At 64.4% G+C, this 22,762-nt stretch carries 17 protein-coding genes, 3 pseudogenes and 1 other annotated feature; of the genes and pseudogenes, 11 read left to right on the forward strand and 9 right to left on the reverse strand.

The window, feature by feature from the left end:
• Positions 1 to 859 precede the first annotated feature (859 nt).
• Positions 860 to 958 (forward strand) — a sequence feature (AL1L pseudoknot).
• Between the two features lie 10 nt (positions 959 to 968).
• Positions 969 to 2,172: pseudogene (locus CKW46_RS10770) on the reverse strand (ISAs1-like element IS2404/ISMul1 family transposase).
• 244 nt (positions 2,173 to 2,416) lie between these two features.
• Positions 2,417 to 2,668, reverse strand: coding sequence for a hypothetical protein (locus CKW46_RS10775; protein WP_482053142.1), 252 nt, complete (start codon positions 2,666 to 2,668; stop codon positions 2,417 to 2,419).
• A 24-nt stretch (positions 2,669 to 2,692) separates the two neighbouring features.
• On the opposite strand from CKW46_RS10775, the gene CKW46_RS10780 reads away from it, so the two are divergent.
• From CKW46_RS10780 to CKW46_RS10805, 6 genes and pseudogenes are all read left to right on the forward strand, one after another.
• Positions 2,693 to 3,649 carry an SAM-dependent methyltransferase gene (locus CKW46_RS10780; protein WP_015355036.1) on the forward strand — a complete coding sequence of 319 codons (957 nt, stop codon included), beginning with the start codon at positions 2,693 to 2,695 and terminating at the stop codon, positions 3,647 to 3,649.
• On the forward strand, positions 3,642 to 4,403 hold the full coding sequence (locus CKW46_RS10785; protein WP_015355037.1) for a class I SAM-dependent methyltransferase: 762 nt from the start codon (positions 3,642 to 3,644) through the stop codon (positions 4,401 to 4,403). Before CKW46_RS10780 ends, CKW46_RS10785 begins: the two co-directional genes overlap by 8 nt.
• Before the next feature lie 172 nt (positions 4,404 to 4,575).
• On the forward strand, positions 4,576 to 5,199 hold the full coding sequence (locus CKW46_RS10790; RefSeq protein ID WP_166436175.1) for a TetR/AcrR family transcriptional regulator: 624 nt from the start codon (positions 4,576 to 4,578) through the stop codon (positions 5,197 to 5,199).
• Between the two features lie 412 nt (positions 5,200 to 5,611).
• A protein-coding gene (locus CKW46_RS10795; protein WP_166436176.1) for an IS3 family transposase occupies positions 5,612 to 6,729 on the forward strand; the annotation gives its coding sequence in 2 pieces (ribosomal slippage) (positions 5,612 to 5,879 and positions 5,879 to 6,729; 1,119 coding nt in all).
• Between the two features lie 131 nt (positions 6,730 to 6,860).
• Positions 6,861 to 7,250, forward strand: coding sequence for a DUF732 domain-containing protein (locus CKW46_RS10800; RefSeq protein ID WP_015355041.1), 390 nt, complete (start codon positions 6,861 to 6,863; stop codon positions 7,248 to 7,250).
• Between the two features lie 411 nt (positions 7,251 to 7,661).
• Positions 7,662 to 8,864, forward strand: a pseudogene (locus CKW46_RS10805) (ISAs1-like element IS2404/ISMul1 family transposase).
• Here the strand turns inward: CKW46_RS10805 and CKW46_RS10810 are convergent.
• Complete coding sequence (locus CKW46_RS10810) at positions 8,865 to 9,335, reverse strand: PE family protein (RefSeq protein WP_482053143.1); 471 nt, start codon at positions 9,333 to 9,335, stop codon at positions 8,865 to 8,867. It lies immediately after the preceding pseudogene.
• A gap of 371 nt (positions 9,336 to 9,706) precedes the next feature.
• Here CKW46_RS10810 and CKW46_RS10815 point away from each other — a divergent pair, with 371 nt between their 5' ends.
• Positions 9,707 to 11,680 (forward strand): GMC family oxidoreductase, encoded by a 1,974-nt coding sequence (locus CKW46_RS10815; protein WP_482053144.1) that lies wholly within the window; start codon positions 9,707 to 9,709, stop codon positions 11,678 to 11,680.
• A gap of 35 nt (positions 11,681 to 11,715) precedes the next feature.
• On the opposite strand, the gene CKW46_RS10820 is transcribed toward CKW46_RS10815, so the two are convergent.
• Positions 11,716 to 12,981 carry a PucR family transcriptional regulator gene (locus tag CKW46_RS10820; RefSeq protein WP_482053145.1) on the reverse strand — a complete coding sequence of 422 codons (1,266 nt, stop codon included), beginning with the start codon at positions 12,979 to 12,981 and terminating at the stop codon, positions 11,716 to 11,718.
• A 281-nt stretch (positions 12,982 to 13,262) separates the two neighbouring features.
• Here CKW46_RS10820 and CKW46_RS10825 point away from each other — a divergent pair.
• The 4 genes and pseudogenes from CKW46_RS10825 (at position 13,263) to CKW46_RS10840 (ending at position 18,817) form a co-directional block, all read left to right on the forward strand.
• A pseudogene (locus tag CKW46_RS10825) lies at positions 13,263 to 14,154 on the forward strand (lysophospholipid acyltransferase family protein).
• 6 nt (positions 14,155 to 14,160) lie between these two features.
• Positions 14,161 to 15,693, forward strand: coding sequence for a WS/DGAT/MGAT family O-acyltransferase (locus CKW46_RS10830; protein WP_015355046.1), 1,533 nt, complete (start codon positions 14,161 to 14,163; stop codon positions 15,691 to 15,693).
• Complete coding sequence (locus CKW46_RS10835) at positions 15,690 to 17,177, forward strand: long-chain-fatty-acid--CoA ligase (protein ID WP_117438176.1); 1,488 nt, start codon at positions 15,690 to 15,692, stop codon at positions 17,175 to 17,177. The genes CKW46_RS10830 and CKW46_RS10835 overlap by 4 nt, the downstream gene beginning before the upstream one ends.
• A gap of 92 nt (positions 17,178 to 17,269) precedes the next feature.
• The gene (locus CKW46_RS10840) at positions 17,270 to 18,817 is read left to right on the forward strand and encodes an aldehyde dehydrogenase family protein (RefSeq protein ID WP_482053146.1); all 1,548 of its coding nucleotides are present in this window, start codon (positions 17,270 to 17,272) and stop codon (positions 18,815 to 18,817) included.
• Positions 18,818 to 18,833: 16 nt separating this feature from the next.
• On the opposite strand, the gene CKW46_RS10845 is transcribed toward CKW46_RS10840, so the two are convergent.
• From CKW46_RS10845 to CKW46_RS10865, 5 genes are all read right to left on the reverse strand, one after another.
• Positions 18,834 to 20,714: an alkyl/aryl-sulfatase gene (locus tag CKW46_RS10845; RefSeq protein ID WP_482053147.1), complete on the reverse strand. Its 1,881-nt coding sequence runs from the start codon at positions 20,712 to 20,714 to the stop codon at positions 18,834 to 18,836.
• Positions 20,715 to 20,749: 35 nt separating this feature from the next.
• On the reverse strand, positions 20,750 to 21,301 hold the full coding sequence (locus CKW46_RS10850; RefSeq protein WP_117438173.1) for a hypothetical protein: 552 nt from the start codon (positions 21,299 to 21,301) through the stop codon (positions 20,750 to 20,752).
• A 95-nt stretch (positions 21,302 to 21,396) separates the two neighbouring features.
• Entirely contained in the window at positions 21,397 to 21,645 is a 249-nt protein-coding gene (locus tag CKW46_RS10855; protein WP_015355051.1) for a hypothetical protein, read from the reverse strand.
• 156 nt (positions 21,646 to 21,801) lie between these two features.
• Positions 21,802 to 22,380, reverse strand: coding sequence for a TetR/AcrR family transcriptional regulator (locus CKW46_RS10860; RefSeq protein WP_015355052.1), 579 nt, complete (start codon positions 22,378 to 22,380; stop codon positions 21,802 to 21,804).
• Complete coding sequence (locus CKW46_RS10865) at positions 22,377 to 22,700, reverse strand: DMT family transporter (RefSeq protein WP_117438171.1); 324 nt, start codon at positions 22,698 to 22,700, stop codon at positions 22,377 to 22,379. The genes CKW46_RS10860 and CKW46_RS10865 overlap by 4 nt, the downstream gene beginning before the upstream one ends.
• Positions 22,701 to 22,762 lie beyond the last annotated feature (62 nt).

Below are 22,762 nucleotides of genomic sequence, written 5' to 3' on the forward strand. Positions count from 1 at the left end.
ATAGCGCGGCACCAAAGATCATCAACCCAGCTCACAAGCCTGCTAATCAACAACGCCGGAGCCGTGGGTGGGGGAGTTAGTCGATAGCCGAATGGGGGAGAGGAAAGTTTATGCCAGGAATGCCTGGTTGGCCCCAATTGCTTGAGCCGGGGTGTATGAGAGGTTTTCCGAGAATGGTCGCTGAGACTGGCCGGATGCGGCGCGTTTGCCCGGCAGGGCTGGCGGCAAGGGTGCTTGGACATCTGGGGCGACGTCGCCTCGATATCCCGTGGCTCGCACGCCTGTGTGCCAACGCCACGAGTCCACTGCCATGCCGATATCACCAGCGCTACGGGACCTTACGGCACTACCTGCGCCCGGATGCGCGGCGTTGCGCTCGGCCCGAACCTGCCTCGGCCCGCGTGCCATCACCCGCCGTCCGCGCAATATCGGTAGGGCATTTGACAATTATTTTCGACAAGACTATCATACACCCCGGACCAATTAATTGGGGCCAGCTGGTTACTTCTAGTCCGGCCGCCGGACGCTGTTGTAGTTTGCGGCAGTGAAAATAAGGCACAACACCAGCAGTGATGCCTTGTTCAAGCCCGAGCATCGCGAGGTCTCAGCAAATTGTTAGCTATCAATTAGTCGCAACACAGAAATGGCTGCCTAGCATCTGCATGCCCATTTAATGGAAACGTTATAAATCGCCCCGGGGAGGTGCACTGGTTTGAACGCAATCGTTACCTTCTGAGAGCTGCTTGTGGAACCGGTTGAAAGTTCGGCTAGTGACGAACAAACGTCGTTGCTCAATGTGCAGGCTTCCCGGAGTTGGAAGCGACAACGGAAGTCGTACCGAGGGAACAATCATCCGGCAAGCTGATTCTTTCTGGCGGAGCTCGACCGCCAACGCAGGAAGTAGTCGTGTGCAATGACACGAATCGCGACGAATTCGGGGGTCGAGCCCAGGGCTCCGGCGTTGTTGATTAGCAGGCTTGTGAGCTGGGGAATTGTGGATTGAGGAGGTCTAGGCGGCGGTTGGCGGTCAAAGGGGTGATCCGGCAGGCTTCGGTGATGTTGTCGGCGCCGTTGAGGCGGTGCAGATTGATCGCGGTGTTGCGTAGCGTTGCTAGGACCTGTGCGCCGTTTCCGGTATGTGCCCTTTGACGGTCTTCGTCGAAGGTGACGTCGCGTATCCAGTGCAGGCTGTTCTCGATTCCCCAGTGTTGACGCATCCAGGTCATGATCGCGGTAGGGTGGGCGTGCTCGAACGGCAGGCTGCAGATGGCATAGACCACCTCCACGCTGCGCTGGTCGGTGGCGGTGATCAAGCGTTCACGAGTGATCCGGATGATTTGTTTTGCGTAGGGGAAGCCGATTCCTCGTGCAGCGGTGATGATTTGCAGGGTGCGGGTCTCGACACGGCCGTGGCCGCGGGAGTCGTCGGTAGCGGCTGTGGGCACCTCGGCCCAGGGCAGCGCGGTGATACGCGCAAGTATTTTGGCTTGGTTGGACTTGACGATCATCAGGTAGTGCGACTTCAAGGTGGCGCAGATCAACTTCGCGGTGACGACCTGGGTATGCATCGCATCCACGGTGACCAGCCACCGCAAGCTGCCCGGCAGCAGCGTGAGCAGGGCACGTACGCAGGGAATTTCATTGCTTTTCTCGGCGACAGCGAGTTGACCGAGCACCAATCGGGCACGGTGGGCGAACACCGACACGAGATGCGTGGCTGTCGCTTTGGCGCGCAAAGGCACCACGCAGCATCTTGCCGTCCAACGCGATCGGCACCAATCCACTGGGGTCGCTGCTGGCCACGTGTGCAGTGAAGTAACTGCCCATCCTGGCGTTGAGGTCGGCGGGGTCTAGCCGAGACAAAACAGCGCGGAAGGTCTTCTCACTGGGCCGCCGGAACCGGACCCCTAATTAGGCCAACACATCATCGGGAGCGGTGGCCGCCCATGTGGCAAAACCAGCATAGCCGCGCATCCCCGCGGCAGTGGCCAGAACCGCGATCGCCAACAAAGCCATCAGCGAATACCTCCGACCGCGTGGGTCCCTCGGGTCTGGCACCGAGGCCAACACATCGAGAAACTCCGATCCGATGAGCTCGCTGCGCTCACCAGGACTCCAGCGGTCGAACACCTCTGGAACCGACGACACAGGCAATACTGAAACGGTAGGCACGGGCAACTCCAGACCAACGACGAACAGTAACCAACTCGATCGTTCTCCAGATAGCCCGTGCCTACACTCCGGCCCCAATAGCGCGGCACCAAAGATCATCAACCCAGCTCACAAGCCTGCTAATCAACAACGCCGGAGCCCTGGGGTCGAGCCCACCTGCACCGGCTGTGATCGGCAGTCGGGCGGGTGGCCCCGAACGCGCATTGCCTGACAGCGCACCCGCCCGTCGCGGTGCCTTTCCGCCTCAACGCATTTCATCAGAGCAGTACTGCCGCACGTCGCGGCAGGGCAATTCCCGGGTCGGGGCGGCCGCAAAGCTGTGCGAGGCGGCCCGCCGCGCCGGCGTGATATCGGCTGCGATCAGGGCGTTCGGCCACGCCTGGGTACGGGCATTGCCGGCGCCGCCGTAGCCACCGGTGGAGAGCGGCCAAGCTTGCTTCTCGGCGGGCCTCGACGACAAAGACTGCGGCCGCAGACGAAGGGTCCGCGGCGTCAAAACCCAACTCTGGAAAGGTTCATCATGTCCATCACCAAGAACGCCCCCCGGGAAGGGGCCGAGGAAGTGGCGGCCACCGCGCTCGGTGTGGCCGCCGCGCGTGCGGCAGAGACCCGGCGGCAGCGGCCGCTGATCGTCGATCCGTTCGCGCAACTATTCGTCGATGCGGCCGGTCAGGACTTGTGGAGCATGGTGGCCAGTGGCGCGGCGCACGATGAACTTGCCAGTGCCGATCCGGCTTTGGCGGCGGTAGTGCAAACCTCGCTGGGGCACATCGCATCGCGCACCAAGTTTTTCGACGAATTCGTTCTTGCAGCGGCTGACGCGGGCATCCGCCAGGTGGTGAGTCTGGGGGCCGGTCTTGACACCCGAGCGTCGCGTCTGAGCTGGCCTGACGCTGTCACCGTGTATGAACTCGAACAGCCCAACGTGCTGGAATTCAAGTTGTCTACGTTGCGGGACAACGGCGCAACGCCGGCGGCGAACTACGTCGACGTCCCGGTGGATCTACATCGATGCTGGCCGCGATCGCTGTGTCTGGCCGGATTCGACCCTGCCGCACCGACCGCCTGGCTGGTCGAAGGTCTCCTGCCGTTCCTTTCTGTCGCGGCCCAGGATCTGCTTTTTGGGGACGTCCACAAGCTCAGCGTGCCTGGAAGCTGGCTTGCCGCTGAGGCATTGGGTAGCGAGTTCCTCAAGCCAACGACGGTGGCGCGCCAGCGTGCTCGCATACGGCGGATGCGAGTCACCGCGACCACGCTGGCCGGGCTTTCCAACGTTACCGAGCTGTGGGATCTCGCCGAAGGACGCTCAGACGTCGCCGACTGGCTACGCGGGCGTGGTTGGCACGCTTCTGTGTTGACCGCGGAGCGCCTCTTGGCCCGCTATCACCGCAGCGCACCCGTCGAGCTGGGTGATGCAACACCGCCGAGCCTGTACGTAACCGCTCGGCTTAGTCCGGAAAGCAGCCTCGATGCCTAACTACGTCACCACCATGCCTCACGGCAATCCACCGGGAGCCGTCAGCGCAGTGACCGGCGACGGCAGCGTGGTCGAAATCTACCGCCGAATGCCATCGCTGGGCGAAGTTGAACGCATCCATTCGCTACTCCCGCCGCGCAGTTCGGTGCTGGACCTCGGCGCCGGAACCGGCCGTATCGCCAACGCGCTAACGGCGTTGGGGCATCGGGTCACCGCGTTCGACGACTCGGCCGAGATGCTTGAGCATGTCCGTTGTGCGCGCACGGTTCAGGCGCGAATCGAGAACCTGCGATTGGCCGAGAGGTTCGACGCAGTTCTGCTGATATCCAACCTGATCAACTATCCGGACACTCAACTGCTCAGGTCGATGTTGGCCTCGGTCACCCACCATCTTGCGCCGGCCGGAAAGGCCATCATCGAGTGGTCGCTACCGTCCTACTTTGCCGAGCGGCCGACGGGCTGGACCGGAACCCATGTCAAGGCGGGAGTGACGATGAGCTTGGCCATCCACTCCAACCGAGGCGGTGTCATCGACGCTGAGTTGGTTGTTGCTGTCGACGACCAGCAATGGTGCCAGCGGCAGACGATGCGGCGAATCACCCTCGCAACGCTGCGCCGCGAACTGGCACGGGCCGGACTGGTCTTGACGACGGCCGCTCCCGAATCGACTCGATGGTTACAGGTCAAAACGAGGCACGAGCCCGAACGCACGGTGCGGGCTTTCCCGCTCGGGCGGGGGCCTGGTGTTGCGTGAGGGCGGCCGGCTCGCCGAATTTGTGCCGAGAGGCAAGCCGAGGTGGTGCTCACCAACAACCCCTCTTTGACATGTTGATCTACCGTCTGGTATAGCTAATACGGCGACTTGATCTACCGATTGGTAGATCAAGTGTGACGCCAGCAGGAAGTTGGAAGTGAGGGCAATGGCGATGGTGTCCAACGATCACAGCGGTGAGCGTGTGGATGGCCGGCGGCTGCGCTACCGGGACCGGCGCGGCGAAATCCTCGACGCGGTCATGGCCCATCTGTTGGAGCACGGGATTAGCGGGATGTCGTTTCGCACTCTTGCGGCAGCGGCAGGCGTGTCGCACATAACGTTGCGCCACCACTTCGGCACAAAGGACGAACTGCTAGTCGAAATCTTTGGCGTGATCGGCGCACGGGTACAGATCCCGGATCACTTTGGTGCTGATGATGTCGAGTCGCTAGTCAGGAAGATGTGGCAGCGATGGACCGAGCCACAGTCTGACCGCAGGTCTCGACTTGTGTTTGAGGCCTACGCACACGCGGTGCGCAGCCCAGACGAGTACCGCGCGTTCCTGGACCGCGTGGTGACCGGATGGATCGAAATCATCCGCTACCACGCACTGCTAGCCGGGTGCCCCAGCGACGAGGCCGACACCTTTGCCACGCTGTTGCCGGCGCAACTGCGCGGTCTGCAGTTCGACTTTCTCGCCACCGGTGACCGCGTGAGTATCGGTACAGCGCTTGAAAGTGTCATTGATGGCATCCACCATCAGCGCGCCCAATGGGCCAGGGTCGCCAGCCGCTGACATCGGACAGACACGCCATGCACAGCGACCTTGCACTGAACCTGGCTTCGCCCGACAACGCCGGGCGGGCCCTGTCGGCTACGGTCCCGCCGAAATGCCCGGCACACCGACGCGGGTCAATATCGCTGGCATCGCCAAACATTGACCCGACATCCACCGCGTCGTGGCCATGGGCCGCGCCGGGGTAGATGTCGAAGACATCGAGGCTGCCCTTACAGGTTGGCACCTGTGGGTCCGCCTCGCCGAGAAAACACCCAACCTGCAGCACCCGTCGGCGCATTCGCGACGCCGGTCTTGGCTGACAGTTCTCGATTGGATGGTGCCCATCGTGGACCAAAGAACTCTCATACACCCTGGCTCACTCGATTGGGGCCAGTCCAGCAGCAGCACGCCAGCGCGGAGGCTCGATAGGATCGTGGCGACGAGGAAGAGGCACAGCCCCGAACAGGTTGTACGCAAGTTGGTGACGGCTGATCGGCTGCTGGCTGAGGGGATGGACACGGCGGCGGTGTGCCGCGAGCTGGGTATCTCGCAGGCGACATATCACCGGTGGCGCAACCAGTTTGGTGGTTTGAAGGCTGACGACGCTAAGCGCCTCAAGAAGCTCGAGCGGGAAAACGCCAAGCTCAAGCGGCTGTTGGCAGATGCCGAGCTGGAGAAGATCGCCCTTAAGGAGATCGGGAAGGGAAACTTCTAGGCCCGGAACGTCGGCGGGCGGCCGTTCGTCATCTCCAGCAGGAGCTGGGGGTCAGCGAGCGATTCGCCTGCCGGGTTACCGGGCAGCCCCGTGCGACTCAGCGACACCAGCCCGCAGCCACGACAACCGACCCCGATGCGGCGTTGCGGGCCTGGCTGCGTAGCTACGCGAAGGAGCATCCAGGTCGCGGGTTCCGGCCGGCCTATCGCGACGCCGTCGTTGAAGGCTGGGTGGTCAATCACAAGAAGGTGCAGCGACTCTGGCGCGAGGAAGGCCTGCGGGTGGCGCAGAGTCGGCGCGGCGAGCGCCAGGCCAGCTCGATTTCGCCAAGCGGGATGACAGCCGACAGGCCAAACCGGATATGGGCGGCGGTCTTCCTGTCCGGTGCCACTATCGACGGACGGCCGATCAAGATCATGTCGATTGTCGATGAGCACACCCGCGAATGCTTGGGTGGGCTGATTGTCCGCAGCATCACCGGCGAAGGCCTGATCGTTGTACTCGAGAGACTCGCGGCCAGCCGCGGAACCTACCCGGATGTGGTGCGCTGTCACAATGGACCCGAATTAGCCTGTGCCGCAATGTCCGAATGGGCCACCGAACACGCAGGTCTGCACTTCATCCCGCCCAGTGAACCTCGGCGCAACAATTACGTGGAGTGGTTCAACTCGCGCATCCGCGACGAATGTCTCAACATCAACAGCTTCTGGTCGCTGAACCAGGCCCGGATAGCCATCAATGACTGGAAACACGACTACAACCATCGCCGTCGCCACGCCGTGCTCGGGCACCTGCCGCCCGCCCGCTACGCCGCCGCGTGCAAGCACCGATGAACGGCTCGGCGCTGGATGCGGCCAATCGCAACGCCAGCGGCGCATCGGGGTATTCGCTAATATCCCTAGCAATCGCGTCGTGACAGCCCGGGGCGCCCAACACGCGACATCCGAGCAAGGAGGGGCACGCCATGGTGGCGAAAGCCGTAGCGCTGATGGTCCTTGCGGTCGGATTGGCCGCGCCGGCCGCTGCAGACTCCACCGACGATGCATTCCTGACCAACCTCAACACCTCCGGCATGGATTTCGGATCCCCAGACAAGGCAATCCAAGTCGCGAAAACCATCGTGTGCGGCTCGCTGCACGACAATCCCAATGCCAGCAACGCGGACCTGATCGCCAAGGTGACCAAAGCCACCGACTGGCCGGCGCTCGACGCTGCCTACTTCACCGGAGCCGCAATTCAGGCCTATTGCCCACAGTACGGCTCGCTGACTCCGCTAAGTCTGCCCAGCAAAGTCCCCACCGCCCCCGGTGCACCTCCCGCACCCCCATCCACCTCAGTGTTGCAGACCGCGTAACCGCGATACTTGGTGACCGACTCAACGGTCCCGGCGGCACGCTGTCCTCTTCCAATGATCGTCCACGAGTTCGGGTTGATGACTGATTCCCCGACTGGACTAGCGACTATGGGACAGGGATCGGCGGGATGAAACCGAAAGCCCAGTTGATGAGGGAGTTCACCCAATTGATCCCGTAATTGATCCACGAGTTGATCCAACCAAGTGACGGGATGAAACTGAGCGCCCAATTGATTACCGAGTTCACCAATTGGATCCCCCAGTTGATCAGGGCTCCGGCGTTGTTGATTAGCAGGCTTGTGAGCTGGGTTGATGATCTTTGGTGCCGCGCTATTGGGGCCGGAGTGTAGGCACGGGCTATCTGGAGAACGATCGAGTTGGTTACTGTTCGTCGTTGGTCTGGAGTTGCCCGTGCCTACCGTTTCAGTATTGCCTGTGTCGTCGGTTCCAGAGGTGTTCGACCGCTGGAGTCCTGGTGAGCGTAGCGAGGTCATCGGATCGGAGTTTCTCGGTGTGTTGGTCTCGGTGCCAGACCCGAGGGACCCACGCGGTCGGAGGTATTCGCTGATGGCTTTGTTGGCGATCGCGGTTCTGGCCACTGCCGCGGGGATGCGCGGCTATGCTGGTTTTGCTACATGGGCGGCCACCGCTCCCGATGATGTGTTGGCCTAATTAGGGGTCCGGTTCCGGCGGCCCAGTGAGAAGACCTTCCGCGCTGTTTTGTCTCGGCTAGACCCCGCCGACCTCAACGCCAGGATGGGCAGTTACTTCACTGCACACGTGGCCAGCAGCGACCCCAGTGGATTGGTGCCGATCGCGTTGGACGGCAAGATGCTGCGTGGTGCTTTACGCGCCAAAGCGACAGCCACGCATCTCGTGTCGGTGTTCGCCCACCGTGCCCGATTGGTGCTCGGTCAACTCGCTGTCGCCGAGAAAAGCAATGAAATTCCCTGCGTACGTGCCCTGCTCACGCTGCTGCCGGGCAGCTTGCGGTGGCTGGTCACCGTGGATGCGATGCATACCCAGGTCGTCACCGCGAAGTTGATCTGCGCCACCTTGAAGTCGCACTACCTGATGATCGTCAAGTCCAACCAAGCCAAAATACTTGCGCGTATCACCGCGCTGCCCTGGGCCGAGGTGCCCACAGCCGCTACCGACGACTCCCGCGGCCACGGCCGTGTCGAGACCCGCACCCTGCAAATCATCACCGCTGCACGAGGAATCGGCTTCCCCTACGCAAAACAAATCATCCGGATCACTCGTGAACGCTTGATCACCGCCACCGACCAGCGCAGCGTGGAGGTGGTCTATGCCATCTGCAGCCTGCCGTTCGAGCACGCCCACCCTACCGCGATCATGACCTGGATGCGTCAACACTGGGGAATCGAGAACAGCCTGCACTGGATACGCGACGTCACCTTCGACGAAGACCGTCAAAGGGCACATACCGGAAACGGCGCACAGGTCCTAGCAACGCTACGCAACACCGCCATCAATCTGCACCGCCTCAACGGCGCCGACAACATCACCGAAGCCTGCCGGATCACCCCTTTGACCGCCAACCGCCGCCTAGACCTCCTCAATCCACAATTCCCCAGCTCACAAGCCTGCTAATCAACAACGCCGGAGCCCTGCCCAGTTGATCCACGAGACCGCCCAGTCAATTGCCCAGTTCACGACGTCGAACGCCCAATTGATGAGCTCGTTGATGATAGGCGGAAGCGGGGGGAGTGGGGGTACGGGGATCGTCGAGGCCGAGGCCGAGGCCGAGGCCGCTGCCGCCGAGGCCGACATCAGTGCTGCGTTGGTGGCTTCACTGGCCGCAAAGGCGGACCCAGCCCCACCCAAGGCCTGCACAAACCGGGAGTGAAATGCCGCCGCTTCACCGCAGAGGTGCTGGAAACCTTGTCCGTGCTCCGCGAACAGCGACGCCACCGCCGCCGACACCTCGTCACCGGCTGCGGCCGCTATCCCAGTGGTGGGCGGCGCCGCCGCCGCATTGGCCGCACCCAACGCCGTGCCGATGTTTTCCAATTGCCCGGCCGCCTGGTTCAAACATTCCGGCACCACCATCACGAACGACATATTCGATCCCCATTTCATCGCCACCGATTCCCAGGTGCCGCCGACCGTATCAGCGTCGCCGCAATTCGGGGGCCGAATTCCGCAGATGGTGACGTGCCCGGTTAATCGTCCACGGCGCCGGCGAAGAAGCGGAGTTGGCCGCGGACGCGGTGGGATCCGGATGCCAGCGACGGGGGCAATAGCGGCCGACGGTTGTCCGGCTGACTTGTCTCCCGACGACAAGGCCGCATCAAGAGTTTCGTCACCTGGCAACGTCGACGCACACTCGTCGTCTCGGCAATTCTTATTGCGACCGCGCGGAGGGCACGCGTCGCGATTTCGCTACCTCCCCGCAACGGAGTCAAGATCCCATCAGCCTGTAGGAGGCACCAATGAATTCCCCCGTCACCGATACGCACCGCGCGGTCTTGGCAGCGCTGGCGGACACCGTCGTGCCATCGTTGGATCGCTCCGATGACCCAACCCGGTTCTGGTCGCTGGGCGGCAGTGACCTGCACGCGGATGTCGCGGTCGGATTCACCCTCGTGGAACTTCCCGAGCAACAGCGCGCGCGCATGCTCGCACTGCTCGACGGGCTGCATGCGCAGGGATTCGTCGCCGCCTCGCAATCGGCGCGCGAGCGGTTCATCGGTGACTTTGCCCAGCTGGGTCCGCAGCCGGCGGCGGCGATGAACGCGCTGGTATCGCTGACCCTTGCGGTCGCCTACGCGGGGCCCGATCCGCAGACTGCTAGCAACCCCATGTGGGAAGGTTTCGGTTACCCGGGCGCGCCGCGTATCGAGCCGGGCGGCGACGAGGCCCCCGTGCCGTTTGTTCCCGACGGGCCCGAGCTCAGCGCCGATGTCTGTGTGGTCGGGTCGGGGGCCGGGGGCGGTCTGATCGCGGGCGTGCTGGCGCAGGCCGGGCTCGATGTCGTGGTGCTCGAGGCGGGTGGGAACTTCAATGACCCCGACTTCAGCGGGATCGAGTTGCCCGCTTTCCAGCAGATGTTCTGGCGCGGCGGCCCCACCCCGACGGCCGATTTCAACGTCACCCTGCTGGCCGGGGCGACGCTCGGTGGCGGCCCGACGATCAACTGGTCGAACTGCTTGCGCACCCCGGCGCAAGTGCGCGAACAATGGGCGCAGGAGTTTGGCCTCAAAGATGTGGACGGACCCGAGTTCGACCGCCACCTGGACGCGGTATGGGAGCGCCTCGGGGTCAACCCGGATTGCTCGGACCTCAACGGCCCCCACGAACGCATGCGTGACGGCGCCCAAGAGCTGGGCTGGTCCTTCAAAACCCTGTTCCGCAACGCGGATCCGGCCGCGTATTCACCGGACACCGCGGGCTACATCGGCTTGGGTGACCGCTCCGGAGCCAAGCTCGATGTGCGTCGCACCTACCTGCGCGACGCGGTGCACAGCGGTGCCCGGGTAATCGCACGCTGTCGCGCCGAGCGGGTGCTGACGCGGGACGGGCGCGCCACCGGGGTGCAGGCCAGTTTCGTGGACCCGCGCACTGGGGCGAGTGTGCCGTTGCAGGTCAATGCGCCGCGCGTGGTCGCCGCATGCGGCTCGCTCGAGTCTCCCGCGCTGCTGCTGCGCTCGGGTATCGGCGGTCCGGCGGTCGGCCGGTATCTGCACCTGCATCCGGTGGTCGCCATGCTCGCGCTACACGACGAGCCGCAGCAGCCGTGGTGGGGCGGCCCGATGACCGCACTGGTCGACGAGTTCTCCGATATCGAAGACGGCTACGGCTTCCTGATCGAAGGTGCCCAATGGGCGACATCGATCATTGCCGGCGGCATGGCGCGTGCGACCTTCGAGGAGCACAAGGAAACGATGGCGCGGCTGGGGAACGCGGCCTGGTTGATCGGGCTGGCCCGCGACCGCGGGCACGGGACCGTCACGATCGACGACGCCGGGGAGGCGGTGGTTCACTACGATCTGACCGACGAACTCGACGTGCGCATCGCGCACCAGTCGATCGAAGCTCAGATCCGCATCCATGCCGCGGGTGGGGCTCGGGAGATCGTGTCGTTCGCCGCAACCGGCGCCCGCTGGCGCGCCGGCGACGACCTCGAGGCGTTCATCGCCGAGATGCAGCGAATTCCGCTTGGCGCGGGCGGGCATCGGCTGTTCTCCGCCCACCAGATGAGCAGCTGCCGGATGGGTTCGGATCCGGCCACCTCGGTTGCGAACGAGTGGGGCGAGCTGCACGACACGCCCGGGGTCTTCATCGGTGACGCGAGCGCACTGCCGAGTGCCAGCGGTGCCAATCCGATGATCTCAACAATGGCTCTGGCACATCGCACCGCGGAAGCCATCGCTGCGATCGCCGTGCCTGGCGGGGGCAACGCCTGACGTGGACAACCACGGCAGTTCTGGGCTGACCGACATCAGCCCAGAACTGCGGCCCCGTACCAATGGCAAAGCAGGAGTGCGACTTCAACGTCGAGGCGGTCATCGGTGAGCGGTCGGCCCCGACGCTTGATCGCGCGCTGCACTCGATACTTGACGGAGTTGTGATGCAGGTGAAGCGCCTCGGCGGCCGCTTTGAAGCTCGATCCGCTGCGCAGGAACGCGCGCAGCGTCTCCCGTAGCCGCTCGTCGCTATCGGTTTGAGAGGCCAGCGGGCCGAGTATCTGGCCGACCCAGGCCGCCGCGTCCTCGATGTTGCGGCCGAGTAGACCCGCCATGGAGAGCCCAGGATCGCCGGCGGCGGTGACCCGATGCGCATTGGAGCCCAACACGATTGCTACCGAACGAGCGTCCCGCGCCTGCCAGTGCGAGCGGCGGAAGCCGGCTACATGTGGCAGGGGATCGCCAACCGCGATCCACGGGATGTCGGTTCGCTCCCGGGTGAATTCGCGGATCTCTGTCACCGCGTTTCGCGCGGTGTCGGTCGTCAACGGGACCCATGCCCATCCGGTCAGTCGGTCCACCGGGATGAACAACGGGCTCGCGCTCGCGCCAACCGACTGTCCGAATTGGCGGATAACCCGTTGCATGATCGCGAGTTCGTTGCCGAGGGCGGGCCCGTCGAACCACATCACGGTGGCCAGGTGGATGAGGTTGAGTGGATAGCGAATCTCGGTCGTCATGGCATCGACGTCGAGCTGGGCTCCGTCGAGTACTTCACGTACTCGCAACGCGCGCAGACTGTTTCGGTTCTCGCTCCAACGGTCGTGCTCACTCTGATAGGTATTCACCACTTCTTGGGTGATGTGATCGACGTAGCCGAAGGTGACCTGCTCGATGCGGCCGAATACGTCCAGGCTCAGGCCCTGGTCCAGCTTCAAGGCGCGGACTTGTCCGCGTGCGACGTCGAGTACCGCCTTGTTTCCCAGCCGATAGGAGCGCACCAGCGAGTTCACCGACACCTCGCGTTGTGCCAGGCGCCGTGCGTGCTCGAGTGCGGCTGTTGGCGGCTCGACGTTTTCGATTCGGATCCCGTGGCGGATGGCGGAGAAGACCGTCTCGATATTCGCCCTGATGCTGTCATGCAACAGTCTCGTCAGCAACGCGTCCTCGCGCAGTTCGCCGACTTCGCTGACCACCTCGGCTTCGACCGTGTCGACAAGCGAAGTCATCAGGTCACCGAGCCGCGTGACGATTTCGACCGCCCAGGTGTCGACGGAGTCTTGCTGGCGGTCTGCGGCCATGCCCAGACTCTATGACGCGGCGGCGGGCCGGCGAAGTGATTCGCGGGTTCGCCCGGCGCGAAGAGGTTTGTTCTCGAGAGACAAAGACTGCCTGCGGAGTTGGTTGCCTGACGACCTCGTTTCCGAGTTCTGGGAGCCGTAATTTTGGAGACGTCGGATTCCGTTCCACCCCATCGCGCAGCCATGGTCCGGGCGATCCGTTCAGTCAATGACAGTCAAGGGCAGCTGATGCCATCCCGTCGAGCGCTCGCTCGGCGTGAAACGCGTAAGGAGGAACATTCATGACGACCGCGACCGTCACCCCCATCAATACCAGGCAAGCGCCCCAGGGGCGGCTGGAGAAATTCATGGCACGTCGCATTGCCGGGGCGATGTCCGCCGCGGCCCCCAACCAGCAGTTCATGCGATACGTGCAGAATCCGATCTGGAAGTTCCTGTGCGACAATTACTTTCGGGTGGAGATCGATGGCTGGCACCGCATCCCTGACGAACCGTCGTTGCTGATCGGCATCCATTCGGGCGGCTCGCTGACAATGGACGCGTGGACGCTGGTGCATTCCTGGTATCGGCGGTTCGAGGGACGGCGGATCTTGAACGGCACCGCCCACGACGTGTTGATGGCCGCGCCGCTGCTGGGCGACTATTTTAAGGCCCTCGGGGTGATTCCGGCGTCCCGCAAGGGGGTCACCGATGCCCTGGCGGCGGGCCACGATGTGGTCGTCTGGCCGGGAGGCGAGCAGGATGCGATGCGCAACTGGCGCCAGCGGGACAAGGCGATCTTGTCCGGCCGCAAGGGATTTGTGCGCCAGGCGATCCGTTCCGGTGTGCCGATTGTGCCGGTGGCCACGGTCGGTGGCCACCGGCACCGTGTTTGTGCTGTCCGAGGGCCGGTTCATTGCTCGCTGGACGGGTCTGGGTAAGCGGCTGCGCGGCGCGACGATACCGATCATCGCGGGCTTCCCGTTCCCGCTGGCCGTCGAGATCCTGTCCGCACATCTGCCGTTGCCGGCCAAGATCCGCACCGAGTTCCTCGATCCGGTTTACGTCGATACCGACCCGGCGCGCGCCGACGACACCGAGTACGTGGACAAGATCTACCGGGAAGTACAAAGCGCGATCCAGGACGGGATGGACCGGCTGGCCAAGCGCCGCAGCTTCCCGGTGTTCGGGTGAGCTGCGATGCACCAGCTCACCAGTCTTGACGCGCAGTTTCTCGCCGCTGAAGACGGTCGCACGCACGGCCACGTCAGCGCGTTGGGCATCTACGATCCTTCGACCGCGCCCGGGGCGAGGCTTACCCTCGAGGCTGTGCGCGACCTCGTCGCGACGCGGATCGACTCACTGGCGCCGTTTCGGTGGCGATTGGCGCCTGTGCCGCTGAACCTCGACCACCCCTATTGGTTCGACGATCCGGTCTTCGATCTCGAGTTTCACATCCGTGAGCTGGCATTGCCCGCCCCGGGTGACGACCGCCAGCTCGCCGAGCAGGTGGCGCGCCTGCACTCGCGCCCGCTGGACCGCGGGCGTCCACTGTGGGAGCTCTATCTCATCCAGGGCTTGTCCGGGGGGCGAGTCGCGATCATGACCAAGATCCACCACGCCGCCGTCGACGGGGTGTCGGGCGGCGAGTTGCTCAGCGTGTTGTTGGATCCCGACCCGAACCCCCGCACACTCGAGCGCCTCGAACCGGCGCAGCGCCCTCCTCGGCGCGGCGACCCGGTTCCGGGTCAAGTGGGGCTACTGCTGCGCGGTCTGCTCGGTTTGGCCCGGCAGCCGCTGCGCGCGCTCGCCGCGACACCGCGCACGCTGCCACATCTGGACCAAGTGCCCACCGTGCGGATGTTGCCCGGGGTGCGGGCGCTGGCGGCCGGCAGCGCTCTGCTGACCGGCGCGCGGCGCCGCGACGGCGGCGTGCTGGAGCGGACCAACCTGCGGGCACCTCGAACACGATTCAACCGGCGTATCGGTCCGCACCGCCGGTTCGCGTTCGCCTCGGTGCCGTTGGCCGATGTCAAGGCGGTCAAGAACGCGATGGGCGTCACCGTCAACGATGTCGTGCTCGCATTGAGCGCCGGGGTATTGCGTCGGCGGCTGGCCGCCGCCGGCGATCTGCCGACCGAGCCGTTGCTGGCCATGGTCCCGGTGTCGGTGCGCACCCCCGAGCAAGCCGGGACCTTCGGTAACCGCGTCTCGACGATGATCGTGCCGCTGCCCACCGACGAACCCGACGCTCGGCGGCGAGTCGCGCGGGTCAATGACGTCATGCGCTCGGCCAAGCAGCGTCACCGCGCCATCCCGGCCAAGCTGATGCAAGACGCCAACCAATTCATTCCACCGGCATTGCTGGCGCGGGCATCCCGGGTCGTCGGCCAGCTGTCGGTCAGCGACCCACTGGCGCCGCCGGTCAACGTCGTGGTTTCCAACGTTCCGGGCTCACCGACGCCGTTGTATCTGGCCGGCGCCCGGCTGCAAGCCCAATTCCCGGTGTCGATCGTCATCGACGGCGTCGGGGTCAACCTCACGGTGTTGAGCTACCGCGACTCACTCGACATCGGCGTGATCGCCGATCGTGACCTCGTCGAGGACGCGTGGCCATTCATCGAAGACATCAAGGCGGAGCTGGCAGAGCTGTCTGCTCTGGTGATTCCGCGCCCAAAGCGCAAGACTCGAACTCGCACCGCGAGAACGCAACCCAAGGAGGATCCGAAGTGACCAGTCTGGCCGGCAACCTGATCGAGGGCGCTCGCCGCCACCCGAACCGAATCGCGTTGCGTCTCGACGAAATCGAAATACCTTACGGCGCACTTGATACCGCCAGTGCGCGGCTCGCCGGCCTGCTGATCCAGCGCGGATTACGACCCGGCGACCGGGTGGGTGTCATGCTGCCCAACGTCCCCTACTTCGCGGTTGCCTACTATGGCGTGCTGCGTGCGGGCGGGGTGGTGGTGCCGATGAACGTGTTGCTCAAGGAGCGGGAAACCAGCTTTTATCTCACCGACTCCGAAGCCAAGGCGATCATCGCCTGGCACGAGTTTGCTCCCGCAGCTCAAGCGGGTGCCGATGAGGCTGGCGCCGAGTGCATCTTGGTCAAGCCGGGCGAATTCGAGGAACTCATCCAAGCGGCCGAGCCGCTCGAAGAGGCGGCCGTGCGCGAGGACGACGACACCGCGGTGATCCTCTACACCTCGGGCACCACCGGAAAGCCCAAGGGCGCAGAGCTCACCCACGCCAACCTGCGCCGCAACGTCGAGGTGATCGTGCAGATGCTGCAGGTGGGGCCCGATGATGTGATCCTGGGCGCCCTGCCCCTGTTCCACGCGTTCGGGCAGACCGCCGGGCTCAACGCCGCAGTCGCCGCCGGCGCATGCCTGACCCTGATCCCGCGCTTCTCGCCGGAGAAGGCGTTGCAGATTATCGAGCGAGACCGGGTCACTGTTTTTGAGGGCGTGCCCACCATGTTCGCCGCGATGCTGCACAGCACCGAGCGCCCGGACACCGGATCGTTGCGGCTGTGCGTGTCCGGTGGGGCCGCGATGCCGGTCGAAGTGATGCGCGGCTTCGAGCAGGCCTTCGGCACCATGGTGCTCGAGGGGTACGGCCTGAGCGAAACCTCGCCGACGGCGTCGTTCAACCATCCCGATCGGGAGCGCAAGCCGGGGTCGATCGGCACGCCGATCGCTGGGGTCCAGATGAAACTTCTCGAAGTCGACACGCACGGCATCGGCGAGATCGCCATCCGCGGGCACAACGTGATGAAGGGCTACTGGAACCGGCCCGATGCCACCGCGGCCGCGATCGACGCCGAGGGCTGGTTTCGCACCGGGGATCTGGCGCGCATCGATGAGGACGGCTACTACTTCATCGTGGACCGGTCCAAGGACATGATCATCCAGGGCGGCTACAACGTCTACCCGCGCGAGATCGAGGAGGTGCTCTACGAGCATCCCGAGGTCCGCGAGGCGGCGGTGGTCGCCGTTCCCGACGACATGCTCGGGGAGGAGGTGGGCGCCGCGATTGCGCTGATACCGGGCGCCACGTCAGACGCCGCAGCGCTTTCGGACTTCGTCAAAGAACGCGTCGCCGCTTACAAGTATCCCCGTCGGATCTGGTTCGTCGATGAACTGCCCAAGGGGCCTACCGGCAAGATCCTCAAACGCGACATCACCGTTCCCCAGGCTAGCCCGGCGCAGCAGTGATGACCGGGCACGTAATGACCCATATCCCGTCCGGGCGCGGCGGCGGCCAAGCCGCTATCGACACGCTGCGCTGAGATCCTGAGGAGATTGAAATGTCAAGCATCGCAACCGAACCAACAACGCAAAAGGATGATGGCCAGCCTCAGATCCCGGTTGAGAACCCCGCGACCGGTGAGGTCATCGGGCATGTTCCCGACATGAGTGCGGCGCAGATCGCCGAGCTGGCCCGGCCCCGCCGGGCCGCCCAACCGGGCTGGGAGGCGCTGGGCTACGAGGGCAGAGCCGTCGTGCTGAAGCGGATGCAGCGCTGGCTCGTCGACAACGCAGATCAGGTGATCGCGACGATCTGCTCCGAAACCGGCAAGACCTACGAGGACGCGCAGATCGCCGAACTCATATACGGCGCAGCGGCATTCGGGTTCTGGGCAGACAAAGCCCCGCGCTACCTCGCCGACGAGCGGATCCACTCATCGTCGGTATTCGTCAAGGGCAAGCGGCTGGTGCTGCGCTACCGGCCAATGGGGCTCATCGGAGTCATCGGCCCGTGGAACTACCCGCTGACCAACTCCTTCGGCGACTGCATTCCCGCACTCGCGGCCGGAAACAGCGTGATTCTCAAACCTTCGGAGGTCACGCCGCTGACTTCGCTGCTACTGGCGCAGGGACTGGCCGAATCCGGTTTGCCTGACGGCGTGTTCGCGGTGGCAACCGGCCGGGGCGGCACCGGTGCGGCCGTCATCGACGAGGTCGACATGATCATGTTCACCGGTTCCACCGCCACCGGGCGCAAGGTCGCGGTCCGCGCCGCCGAGCGCCTGATACCGGCATCGCTCGAGCTCGGTGGCAAGGACCCGATGATCGTGCTCGCCGATGCCGACATCGAGCGGGCAGCCAACCACGCCGCCTACTATTCGATGTTCAACTGCGGTCAAACGTGCATCTCTATCGAGCGCTGCTACGTGGAGGCGCCGGTCTACGACGAGTTCGTCGCGAAGGTCACCGAAAAGGTGCGTGCGATCCGCCAGGGCGTACCCGCCGGCCCCGGCAGCGTCGACGTCGGGTCACTGACCTTCCCACCGCAAGTCGAAACGGTGCAGCGCCACGTCGAGGAAGCGGTTGAACGTGGCGCGAAGGTGCTCACCGGCGGTCATTGCGGCCGGACGAAGGGGTACTGGTATGAACCGACGGTGCTGGTCGACGTCAACCACGACATGGCCTGCATGCGCGAGGAGACCTTCGGGCCGACGTTGCCGATCATGAAGGTCGCCGACGCCGAAGAGGCGATTCGGCTGGCCAACGACTCGGAGTACGGACTGTGCGCCGCGGTGTTCTCCCGCGATCTGGCGCACGCCGAGGCCGTGGCGCGACGCGTCAATTCGGGTGCGGTCACCGTCAACGACGCGCTGTTGAACTACACCGAGCTGGAGCTACCGATGGGCGGAGCCAAGCCGGGCTCCGGGGTTGGCTATCGCCACGGCCCGGGTGGCATCCGCAAGTACTGTCGCCAGCAGGCGCTGCTCATTTCCCGCTTCCACGCGCGTCGCGACGTCCACATGTACCCGTACTCGGCGCGGCGAACCCGGATCCTCGGCCGCCTGGTCGGGCGTCTGTATCGGGGAGTTCGGGGAACCGACAGCTAGGGTGCGTGGAGAGGTACTACGGCGTCACGATGTTGAAGTCGGGGTTGGGCCTGTCGAGCACACTGACAAGGGATTGCAGGGCTTGCGGGTCGCCACTGATCTCGACGCCGGGGGAGGTCTGATCCCCGGCTGCCAGGGTGACCAACCTCAGCTTGCCCGCGAGTTTGATCGTGGCATTCGCGGTTGACGCATCGGCGCTGGCCTTGCGATAGACCAATACCCCGTTGCGCAGCGTGAGCCGGTAATTGACTGCCAGGTCGTCGAACGAAACATCAAGTGCCAACGAGAGATCCCACGCCTTCGGACCGTTCACGCTGATCGCCAGGACGTCGAACATCTGCTCGGGCGTGAGTTGGCCGAGCAACGAGGCCGACGAGGCGGCCTGAGTGGGCGTTCCCATGTTGCCCGCCGCCAGCTCGGTGGCTCCGGACAGGAAGAAGTTTCGCCAGGTGGCGCACTCCGCCCCGTAGGCCAACTGCGTCAGGGTGTCCGCGTACAGCTTGCGCGCGCCGGCGTGCTGCTCGTCGGTGAACACAATGTGATCAAGAAGTGTTGCAGCCCAACGGTAGTCGCCGGTGTCGTAGGCCTTCTGGGCCAGTTCGAGGGTGCGGTCGATGCCGCCGATGGCCTCGACGTATCGGGGCCCGATCGCTTCGGGCGGGTGCTGCCAGAGCCGGGCGGGATTGCCGTCGAACCAGCCCATGTAACGCTGGTAGACGGCCTTGACGTTGTGGTTGACCGATCCGTAGTAGCCATGGGTGTGCCAGGCCTTCTCCAGCGCCGGGGGCATCCGGAAGTTTTCCGCGATCTCGATACCGGTGTATCCCTGGTTGAGCAGGCGCAGCGTCTGATCGTGCAGGTAGGCGTATAGATCCCGTTGCAGCGAGAGGAATTCCACGATGCCCTCGCGGCCCCAGGTCGGCCAGTGGTGTGAGGCGAATACGACGTCGGTGCGATCGGCGAAGGTGTCGATGGCCTCGGTGAGGTAGCCCGACCACGCGTGCGGATCGCGCACCAGCGCGCCGCGCAGGGTCAACAGGTTGTGCAGGTTGTGGGTGGCGTTCTCGGCCATGCACAGCGCCCGGAACTTGGGGAAGTAGAAGTGCATCTCTGCCGGCACCTCGGTGCCGGGAGCCATCTGGAATTCGATGTCGACACCGTCGATGGTGTGGATCTCGCCGGTGCTGGTGATGTCGATCGTCGGCACGATCAACCCGACCTCACCCAGGGAAGGGGTCTGTCCCAGGCCGCATCCCACCTGACCTTGCGGACCACGCGGCAGGACCGCTCCGTACATGTACGCCGCCCGGCGGGCCATCGCGGTGCCGGCATAGACGTTCTCTTGCACCGCGTGTTCGACGAATCCTTCGGGCGCCAGCACCGCGACCTTGCCGGCATCGACGTCGGCCTGGGTGGTCACCCCGAACACGCCCCCGAAGTGGTCCACGTGGCTGTGGGTATAAATGACGGCGCTCACCGCTCGGTCACCGCGGTATTCGCGGTACAGGGCCAGCGCGGCCGCCGCCGTCTCGGTGCAGACCAGCGGGTCGATGACGATGACACCGGCGTCGCCTTCGATGAAGCTGATGTTGGACAGGTCCAGTCCGCGCACCTGGTAGATGCCCTCGACCACCTGGTAAAGGCCCTGCTTGGCGCAGAGCTGCGACTGACGCCACAGGCTGGGATGCACCGACGGCGGGGCATCCTCGTCGAGGAAGGAGTAGGAATCGTTATCCCAGACCACCCGGCCGTCGGCGGCGGTCACCACGCACGGTGACAACTTGGCGATGAAACCGCGATCGGCGGCGGTGAAATCCTGCGTGTCGCCAAAAGGGAGCGCGCTGAGGTGATCGCGGTGATTCGAGACGATGAAGGGGCTGGGACTGGTCTGCTCCATGACCCTAATTTGTAGCCGAAGGCGCTGCGGTGAACCTATCCGGACTGGGGACGATTTGTGTTCAGTACCGCGGTACGCCAGGCCTGCATCATCGAGCAGAACGACTCCCTGGACAGCCCGTAAGTGTTCGGGAAGGACACCATGTCGCGGCGTTGGCCGCCGGTGCGGTCGGTCTCGACTTCGTCAAAACAGACCCGCTGTATCGCATGGCCATGGACGCGAACCGACTTGATCCGGAAGTTCTCGACGGCGCTCCAGCGGAAGTTCTGGGCATCGTGGGCCTTGATGATCCCGAATCCCCGCTTGTCCAGGACCAGTTCGGGCGGGTTGCGCAGGTCGCTGATGGAGAGCGCGAGGGCCAACACGCCCGAGGTTCCGAACACCAACGTCCCGAAGAATGCCTGTGCCGCGCGGGGAAAGTGGGGGTCGGAGTCACCGACTCCGACGAAGACGAACCAAAGGAAGGTAAAGGTAAGCGCCACGCCCACCGCGAGTCCGAGTCGGGTCACCCACCTGGGTTGCTGCATGGTGACCGGGCCGGGAAAAGAATCCAGCGCGGCCTGCGCGCGCGCTGTGGAGTTCGACACGGCAGTCACCTTCCAGTGGGTCCTCGTAGTGAGGTCAGACTGCGCCGTCAGGCTTGGTGGATTCTTGGGAAACTGCGCTCTCGGTAGTTGCTGCCCTATATTTCGCAACGGGTGTGCGGCGACGGGTCGAAGCAGGTCACCGTTCCGTGCGGGCAACGTGGCAAGGCGCGGGTGGCGGTCTTGCGCCAGCGACGCCGGAGCAGCCGGCGGGCCAGATATCGCGCCGCGACCACTCCCTGCTCCTTGTTGTACTGCGGGCCGTCGTGCTCGATTCCGTAGTAGATGTCGTAAACGTCGTAGGCGAGGGCGTCGATTAGTTCCTCCACTTCCGTTGGTGTGCTCATCCCTCCAGGGTTCCCCATGCGGCCCCAGCCGCAACCCCCTGCGCGAAACTCACAACGAACTTTGTGCGAGCAATCCTCGTTTCTGGCCACGTCGGTATCGGTCGTCACCGGGATGACGGCGATGTGCACCGCGAGTTCACGATGGCCTTCGGCGGCCTACCGACTGCCGGGCGTCCCGGTGTCGTTGCCGACCAGTCTGGCGATCGCGTCGGTGAGCGCCGGAGCGTCCAGGGGGGTGTCGCTGATCATGGCGTGCAGGGTGGCGCCGTCGAGGAAAATGCTGACGACGCGAGCGGCGCGGGGCCCGATACGCGGCTCCAGCAGCGCGACTAGGCCGTCTGACCACAACTGGGCCAGCGATTGCAGTTCGGGCTGATGACTTGCCGCAACGTAGAGCTCGTTGAGGGTGCGGTGCCGATCAGGGTCGGTCAGGTAGTCGGCGGTGAGCCGGGCCAGGGTCGCCGGAATATCGGTGCTCTCATCGAGGTCGCGCTCCCAATGCTCGAGCCAGTCGGTTGCGCTGGTCGCGACGTGAGCGAGGGCAGCTTCCCTTAGTTCGCTAAGATCGCTGAAGTAGTAGGTGGTCGACCCGACCGGTACGTCGGCTTCGGCGGCAACCCGGCGATGGGTGAGGTCGCCCAGTCCGTGGCGGGCGATCAGCCTCCCGGCCGCCTCGATGATCGTCTGCCTGCGACCCGCGGGGTCTCGAGGGCGACGCTCGACTTCCCGGGTCAATGGGCGCCGGTCAGGTTCAGCGTGAGCACGCCGCCGATGATCAGCCCCACTCCGAGGACCTTGGTCAGCGACAAGTGTGAGCCGAGGAAGAGCACGGCGATGAGGACGATGGCGCCGGTGCCGATGGCCGACCACAGCGCGTATGCGACGTCGGTTTGCATGCCGCGCGCGATCGACATCGCCAGCATCGCGAAGGAGAAGCCATAGACCGTCAAGCAGATCACCGTGGGCCACAGTCGGTTGAAGCCCTCGGTGCTCTTCAGTAAGCTGGTCGCCATCACCTCCATGGCGATCGCGCCCAACAACAGTAGGTAAGCCATGAACCCTCCTCGTGTACAAATGTACATGTACAAATGTACATGAAGGGTCGGCTGGGGTCTAC

The sequence above is a fragment of the Mycobacterium liflandii genome (assembly GCF_022354805.1).
GTDB lineage: Bacteria > Actinomycetota > Actinomycetes > Mycobacteriales > Mycobacteriaceae > Mycobacterium > Mycobacterium marinum.

Bases quoted from the DNA above. Each gene is read 5' to 3' on its own strand.
- CKW46_RS10780 (WP_015355036.1), top strand. From the start codon at position 2,693: ATGTCCATCACCAAGAACGCCCCCCGGGAAGGGGCCGAGGAAGTGGCG.
- CKW46_RS10785 (WP_015355037.1), top strand. From the start codon at position 3,642: ATGCCTAACTACGTCACCACCATGCCTCACGGCAATCCACCGGGAGCC.
- CKW46_RS10790 (WP_166436175.1), top strand. From the start codon at position 4,576: ATGGTGTCCAACGATCACAGCGGTGAGCGTGTGGATGGCCGGCGGCTG.
- CKW46_RS10800 (WP_015355041.1), top strand. From the start codon at position 6,861: ATGGTGGCGAAAGCCGTAGCGCTGATGGTCCTTGCGGTCGGATTGGCC.
- CKW46_RS10810 (WP_482053143.1), bottom strand. From the start codon at position 9,335: ATGTCGTTCGTGATGGTGGTGCCGGAATGTTTGAACCAGGCGGCCGGG.
- CKW46_RS10815 (WP_482053144.1), top strand. From the start codon at position 9,707: ATGAATTCCCCCGTCACCGATACGCACCGCGCGGTCTTGGCAGCGCTG.
- CKW46_RS10820 (WP_482053145.1), bottom strand. From the start codon at position 12,981: ATGGCCGCAGACCGCCAGCAAGACTCCGTCGACACCTGGGCGGTCGAA.
- CKW46_RS10830 (WP_015355046.1), top strand. From the start codon at position 14,161: ATGCACCAGCTCACCAGTCTTGACGCGCAGTTTCTCGCCGCTGAAGAC.
- CKW46_RS10840 (WP_482053146.1), top strand. From the start codon at position 17,270: ATGTCAAGCATCGCAACCGAACCAACAACGCAAAAGGATGATGGCCAG.
- CKW46_RS10845 (WP_482053147.1), bottom strand. From the start codon at position 20,714: ATGGAGCAGACCAGTCCCAGCCCCTTCATCGTCTCGAATCACCGCGAT.
- CKW46_RS10855 (WP_015355051.1), bottom strand. From the start codon at position 21,645: ATGAGCACACCAACGGAAGTGGAGGAACTAATCGACGCCCTCGCCTAC.
- CKW46_RS10865 (WP_117438171.1), bottom strand. From the start codon at position 22,700: ATGGCTTACCTACTGTTGTTGGGCGCGATCGCCATGGAGGTGATGGCG.